The following is a 7065-nucleotide window of genomic DNA, read 5'->3' on the forward strand; positions in this document are numbered from 1 at the left end:
CGTGCAAAATTAAGGATATTTCCCCAGATTTGTTGCGCATTATCCCCTTCTTTGGCGGCAATTGCTCGTCCTGCTAATGCAGCGCAAATGGCATATTGAAGATCTAATTCTTTTGGAATGCTAACACTCTCGCCATTAATAATTGCGTCTAAATCTGGCAGATCAGCCATGTGCTCAACAAAGGTGGTAATTTCAACACCAGCCACTTCTCCCACACAAGCACTTGCAGCTTGCCTAAATAAGACCAAATCATTATCAAATTTTTGAAGCGCACGATGCACAAACTCCCAAGTTCTTGGTGAGGGAAATGCAACCGGATTATGTGCCGGATCAAATTCAAATAAATGCTCTGGACGATAGCGTAAAAATCCAATAATGCGTTCATCAATCTTATTTTTATAAGCCCAGGCTGCCCAATCATCTAGATTAACATCCAATTGGTAATGAGAAAAACGATTAGCTAAAGGTGCGGGCATTGAATAAGTAACACCCCTGTCACCTTGGCGATTACCTGCAGCAAAAATAACCCAGCCATCGGGCACTTTGTAATCCCCTAGACGTCTATCTAAAATAAGCTGATAAGCAGCCGCAGAGACGGTTGGTGGTGCTGAGGTGATTTCATCTAAAAATAAAATTCCTTGCTTGCCATGACGATTTTCATCAGGCAGCAGTGATGGGATTGACCAATCTACTAATGTATCATTTTTAAAAGGAATGCCTCGAAGATCGCTTGGCTCCATTTGCGACAAACGAATATCAATAATTTCTACATCGTGCGTTTTAGCCACTTGGGAGATAATTTGAGACTTTCCAATTCCTGGTGCACCCCACAACATGACTGGCGTGTGATGGCCATCAAATACAGATTCAAACTCCTGGGTAAGGATTTTACTAACTTGTTCTGGACGCATAATAACTTGAAAAAATGAAAACTGGCCATATTCTACCGTAATAGAAGATAAAATCCCTTGATATGACTACTGCTAATATTACCCCTGAAGAACTGTGGAATTTCCCTTGTGACTACTCGGTCAAAGTGTTTGGAAAAACCTGTAACGAGTTGCATACTACTGTCTGCACGATTGTTGAAAAACATGCTGATAAAATTCATCCTGATAGCGTCACCACCAAGCAAAGTTCAAAAGGTGGTTATGTGTCTATCACTCTTAAGATTATTGCCACCAGTAGAGTGCAAATAGATTGTATTAATCAAGACCTGCAAGATTGTAAGCTGGTTGCCTACGTTCTGTAAAGTTATATGAAAGTTGTTGAGTTAGGTCGTCAAGCGTATGCGCCAACTTGGCAAGCCATGAAAGACTTTACCAATACACGCACAGCAAAAACAGAGGACGAATTGTGGGTTGTAGAACACCCAAGTATCTTTACTCAGGGCATTGCGGGCAAGCCAGAACATGAATTAAGTATTGGCGCTATACCTATTGTTAAAACCGATCGTGGCGGTCAGATTACTTATCATGGTCCTGGGCAGTTAGTTGTTTATTGTTTAATTGATTTGAAGCGTTTAGACATTGGTGTTAAAAAAATGGTTAGCATTGTCGAGGAGTCTGTTATTGAGCTTTTAAGTCAGTATCAAATTACAGCACACCTAGAAACAGGCGCCCCGGGGGTTTATGTTGATCACGCTAAAATTGCTGCTTTGGGACTTAAGGTTAAACAAGGAAAAACTTATCACGGCTTAAGTTTAAACATTGACATGGACTTAACACCTTTTGCCCAAATTAACCCTTGCGGATATCAAGGATTGAAAGTAACACAAGTAAAAGACTTAGCGGATAATAAGATTAATTTTTCTAATATTGCCAAGCAATTAACTCAACTACTCAGCCATAATATTACCCGTGCCCAATAATCACTCATTAAAACAAGATATCGATATTAAACACCTTAAAGGTGAATCTAAGGTGTCACGCCTAAAAATTAAGCCAGATTCACAACGCCCTGCCCTGCGTAAACCTAGCTGGATTCGTATCAAACATCCTGGTGGGTCAAAAGTTGAACGACTAAAAGACACACTAAGAGATCAGAATTTATATACTGTTTGTGAGGAAGCTCAGTGCCCTAATTTAGGTGAATGTTTTAATCACGGCACCGCAACCTTTATGATCATGGGCCAAATTTGTACGCGTCGTTGTCCATTTTGTGATGTGGCACACGGCAAGCCAAAGGCGCTTGATACCGACGAACCACAACATTTAGCAGATACCATTGAAAAAATGAAATTAAAGTACGTGGTCATTACCTCGGTTGATCGCGATGATTTGCGTGATGGTGGTGCAGATCACTTTAAGCAATGTATTGATGCCATTAGACAGCGAACTCCTGCGGTTAAAATTGAAATTCTAACACCTGATTTTAGAGGTCGTATTGATCAGGCGCTTAAGATCTTTGAATCTTGCCCGCCTGATGTGTTCAATCACAATCTTGAGACTGTGCCAAGTTTATACCCAAAAGTTCGTCCAGGGGCGAGCTATGAATACTCACTTAAATTATTACAAGCTTTTAAACAACAACATCCTAATGTCACCACCAAATCAGGTTTGATGTTGGGTGTTGGCGAAAGTGAGAAGCAAGTTATCAATGTATTGAAAGACCTGCGCGCGCATCAAGTTGACATGCTAACTTTGGGTCAATACCTACAACCTAGCAAACATCATCTCGCTGTAGAGGCTTACATACATCCAGACCAATTCGAACGCTACAAAACCATTGCCACAGAGCTTGGTTTTTTGCAAGTTGCAAGTGCCCCTATGGTGCGATCCTCTTACCATGCCGATTTGCAAATAGCAGGGAAATCCATAAGTTGACTTTGATCAATTTAAACCATTAAAAACAACATGAGTTAACTCAAAAGCTTGATGCACAAGGGTTATTAATGATAGAATCACGCTATATTTAATTAAATAGGTGATTATTATCATGAAAAAATCTATGATTAAGTGCATTAACTTATGCGTCTTATTATTATCAACAACTCTCACAACTTCCAGCAATGCGCAGGAGATTTTTGTTACTGCAAAGCAAAGTCAGGTTGGCCTATTTACTTCTCTTGGCGGTAGTGTTATCCCTCATCGTGAAGTCAACTTGGTGGCAAAATTGCCAGGTGATATTGTTTTTATAGCAGGTGAAGAAGGTGACGCATTTAAAAAAGGAGACGAGTTAGCCAGACAGAATATTGATACATTAATGGCTAAAAGAGATCAAGCCTCTGCGCAAGTTGCAAGCGCTGAAGCAGGCGTGCGTAATGCGCAAATGCAAGTTTACAATGAGATAGAAAACCCCAATGCCCAGTCAAATGCAATGCTTGCCGGCATGCCAAGCATGATTGGCATGTTTTCAGATCCAATGCGCTCAATGACTGGCGAAGGTAATTCATCTTTTCAAAAAAGAACCAATCTGTTTGCCATGAATACCCAATTGGAAACCTCTAAAAACGCACTTTTGCAGGCTTTAGCCGGATTAAGAGAGCTCGATGAAAATATTAGCAATGCAACGATTATTGCACCTTTTGATGGGGTTATTTTGAGAAAAATGGTGGAAGTTGGCCAACCTGCTCAGCCTGGTGTCCCTATGTTTTTGTTCGGAGACACGCTGCAGTTACAAATTAGAGCCGAGGTGCCATCACGTCTAGCAAAAACTTTAAATAAAGGTGTTAAGCTTAATGCAAGACTAGATCAAAGCAGTGAATTTACACCCATCACTGTTTCAAGGGTTTTTCCGATGGCAGATGTAATGGGTCATACTATTACAGTTAAATTTTCACTCCCTAAAGGCACTCAAGCATCACCTGGAATGTATGTTGAGATTATGATTCCAGAATCTTCTAAGCAAATTGCCAAAGTGTTAACCATACCAAGTTCTGCTGTAATCATCAGAGGAAGTTTGCCAACCGTATACGTAAAAACTAACAACAAGTTAGAGATGCGTTTTGTACGTGTAGGCGATGTCGCCAGCAATGGCTGGGTGAGTGTCTTGTCTGGAATTTATCCGGGTGAAACTGTTTTGCAAAACCCCACTTCTGCCACTAAAACCAGACAATAATTATGAGTGATTCTAATAATAATTCAACAGATCATAACGATCAGGACTCCAATACTTTTATTGATGATAAAAATATTGGTTTTTCTGGAAATTTAGCCAGAGCCTTTATTCATTCACCCCTTTCTCCATTGCTATTTATAGCGATGATGGCAGTAGGAATCTGGGGCTTGATTGCCACGCCACGTCAAGAAGATCCACAAATTTCTGTACCTATGGTTGACATTTTTTTTCCTGCACCAGGCCTATCATCAAATGAGGTTGCTAGCCAATTAATCGATCCCTTTGAAAAAGCCTTAAGTGAAATTCCGAATATAAAGCATATTTACTCTGCTAGTGACAGGGAGTACGGCGTTATTACGGTTCAATTTAAAGTAGGAGAGCCGATGGGCCCTTCGATTGTACAAGTTCATAGCAAAATACAATCAAATTTAGATCTTTTGCCAAAAGGGATTAGCCCGCCAAGTGTTAAGCCGAAAGAGGTTGATGATGTTCCATCTGTTACTTTAACCTTGTGGTCAGAAGATGTAGAGGATGATCAACTCAGAATATTAGGAGTTAGCGTTCTTCAACACCTTAAACAAGTGCCATTAACGGGTGTTGGCTTTGTTAATGGTGGCAGATCTCAGCAAATGCGAATTGAAATCCTACCGGAGCGACTAGCAGGCTTTGGCGTGAGTCCTGGCCAGATTGTCCATGCGGTGCAAACCGCAAATACCGGGCATACCGTTGGCTCTATTGAAATGGACAATAAATTTATGTTTGTTGAATCTGGTGGGTATCTCTCTAAAACTAGTGACCTTGAGCGGTTGGTGGTTGGACAACACCAAGGTACGCCGGTATTTTTAAGGGATGTAGCAAGTGTCTCTACAGGCCCTGAAGAAACTAAGCAAATGGTTACCTATTCAACCGGTCCGGCTTCAGACCGAGCAATTCCAGTTCGCAACGCATCGGCTGTAACTATCGCTCTTGCAAAGCAGCGTGGATCTAATGGCGTTAGTGTGGTTAATAATATTCTAAGTGAAGTTGAAGATTTAAAAGGCTATTTAATTCCAAGCAATGTTCATGTTGAAGTAACCAGAAACTATGGCTTAAGTGCCAATACCAAGGTTAACGACTTGTTATTTAAGCTATTCATTGCAACCAGTGCGGTTACTTTACTGGTATGGCTAAGCTTGGGTATTAAACCTTCAATTGTTGTTCTATTAACCATTCCGGTAGTTTTAGTAGCTACTGTATTTGTGGCCATGCTTATGGGCTTCACAATTGACAGGGTTAGTTTATTTGCTCTAATTTTCTCCATCGGTTTCTTGGTTGATAACGCCATTGTTATCGTGGAAAACATATACAGACGATGGCTTCTTGCGGGCAATATGGACACTGAAGTAGCTGTTGATGCTGTGCGTGAAGTGGGCAATCCCACTGTGCTAGCAACTTATACAGTAGTAGCTGCACTCATTCCAATGGGTTTTGTATCTGGCATGATGGGGCCTTACATGGCACCAATTCCTGCACTGGGCTCTGTGGCCATGATATTGTCGCTATTAGCGGCGTTAATTTTTGCACCTTGGTTGGCCATGAGAATTATTCCTAGCATGGAAAAACTAAGAAAAATGGAAGAACGTGATGAAAAAATTGATGCAAAAATGGATGTTTTTTTCAGAAAAGCCATTATTGGTCTGGTTCAGAATAAATCAATGGGCCGAGGATTTTTACTAGGGCTAATCTTAAGCTTCTTTGGTGCAATGTATATGTTTTACAATACCGCTGTTCCCGTCAAGATGCTACCATTTGACGATAAATCTAACTTTAGTATTGTTATTGATATGCCAGATGGAACTGCCCTACCAACAACGGCAAACTTTACTAATAAAATTGCTGCCAGACTGGAAAATGTCGAGGAGATTATTGCCACTCAAAACTACATCGGAACCGCACAACCTTTTGATTTTAATGGTTTAGTTCGTCATTACTACCTGCGTCAATTCCCATGGCAATCTGAAATTGCTATCCAATTAACTGATAAAACCATGCGTGATAGAACCAGCCACGAAATCGCCTCAAGCGTTCGCAAAGAGTTGCAAGTTATTGCCCAACGTGAAGGTGTTGCTATTACCGTTGTAGAAATGCCACCAGGCCCACCAGTACTGCAAACTGTTGTTGCTGAAGTGCATGGTCCAGATGCACAAACACGCCGACAAGTTGCTAAAGATATTACTCAAATATTTAAAGAGTCTGAGCGCATCTCTGATGTTGACAATTTAATGCGAAGTGCTATGGAAACTTGGCGTTTTGAAATTAACCGTGAAAAAGCCTCAAGACAAGGTATTTCAGTAGAAACTATTAATCAGCATTTGGCTATGGTGATGGGTGAATTTAAAGCAACCACAATTTTTAACTCTATGATTTCAGAGCCTACTCATGTTGTTCTGAGCATTCCCGTTGAAAAAAGATCTAACTTAAATCGTCTTGGTGACTTACCAATCATGACAAGAGATCAGCGCACTATTCCTTTATCAGAGTTAGGAAAATTTGTTAAAGTTAAGCGTGATCCAATCATTTATCACAAAGACTTACGCAATGTTGAGTTTGTTGTTGGTGATGCCATAGGCAGGCTTGGTGCGCCAATTTATGCCATGCTTGATGTAGAGAAGATCCTTAAAGAGAAAGCTTATAAAACCCCAGATGGTGTTGAGCTGAGAAGTGGCGAATATACCGGACCGCCTGCAAGTGATAAACAAACAGGGTTTGAATGGGGTGGCGAGTGGACGGTAACTTACGAAACCTTCCGTGATATGGGTATGGCCTTTGGCGTAGCATTGATTGCTATTTACATGCTGGTTGTTTGGGCATTTGGCAACTTCACCATTCCAGCAATTATTATGTCGCCAATTCCCTTAACACTATTGGGTATTGTTCCGGGTCATTGGTTATTAGGTGCAGAATTTACCGCCACCTCAATGATTGGCTGGATTGCCTTGGCAGGTATCATTGTGCGTAACTCTATCT

The 7065-nt window shown here is 40.9% G+C and carries 6 protein-coding genes; 5 read left to right on the top strand and 1 reads right to left on the bottom strand.

The genetic code is table 11. The annotated features are described in order from the left end of the window. Positions 1 to 911 (bottom strand): MoxR family ATPase (locus ABNR88_RS06595; RefSeq protein ID WP_348670205.1); only part of this gene is annotated, 911 nt, incomplete at its 3' end. A 62-nt stretch (positions 912 to 973) separates the two neighbouring features. Between ABNR88_RS06595 and ABNR88_RS06600 the strand changes: the two genes are divergently transcribed. From ABNR88_RS06600 to ABNR88_RS06620, 5 genes are all read left to right on the top strand, one after another. After that, complete coding sequence (locus ABNR88_RS06600) at positions 974 to 1252, top strand: DUF493 domain-containing protein (protein WP_291925859.1); 279 nt, start codon at positions 974 to 976, stop codon at positions 1250 to 1252. 6 nt (positions 1253 to 1258) lie between these two features. After that, the gene (lipB, locus tag ABNR88_RS06605) at positions 1259 to 1870 is read left to right on the top strand and encodes a lipoyl(octanoyl) transferase LipB (RefSeq protein ID WP_291925857.1); all 612 of its coding nucleotides are present in this window, start codon (positions 1259 to 1261) and stop codon (positions 1868 to 1870) included. Continuing rightward, on the top strand, positions 1860 to 2825 hold the full coding sequence (gene lipA, locus ABNR88_RS06610; RefSeq protein WP_291925854.1) for a lipoyl synthase: 966 nt from the start codon (positions 1860 to 1862) through the stop codon (positions 2823 to 2825). The genes lipB and lipA overlap by 11 nt, the downstream gene beginning before the upstream one ends. 112 nt (positions 2826 to 2937) lie before the next feature. Beyond that, positions 2938 to 4059: an efflux RND transporter periplasmic adaptor subunit gene (locus tag ABNR88_RS06615; protein WP_291925849.1), complete on the top strand. Its 1122-nt coding sequence runs from the start codon at positions 2938 to 2940 to the stop codon at positions 4057 to 4059. A 2-nt stretch (positions 4060 to 4061) separates the two neighbouring features. Then, positions 4062 to 7065: efflux RND transporter permease subunit (locus ABNR88_RS06620; protein ID WP_348670206.1), on the top strand; the 3004-nt coding region annotated here is incomplete at its 3' end.

It is taken from the genome of uncultured Candidatus Thioglobus sp. (assembly GCF_963981275.1).
In the GTDB taxonomy this organism is placed as follows: Bacteria; Pseudomonadota; Gammaproteobacteria; order PS1; family Pseudothioglobaceae; genus Thioglobus_A.

Bases quoted from the DNA above. Each gene is read 5' to 3' on its own strand.
- lipB (WP_291925857.1), top strand. From the start codon at position 1,259: ATGAAAGTTGTTGAGTTAGGTCGTCAAGCGTATGCGCCAACTTGGCAA.
- ABNR88_RS06600 (WP_291925859.1), top strand. From the start codon at position 974: ATGACTACTGCTAATATTACCCCTGAAGAACTGTGGAATTTCCCTTGT.
- ABNR88_RS06615 (WP_291925849.1), top strand. From the start codon at position 2,938: ATGAAAAAATCTATGATTAAGTGCATTAACTTATGCGTCTTATTATTA.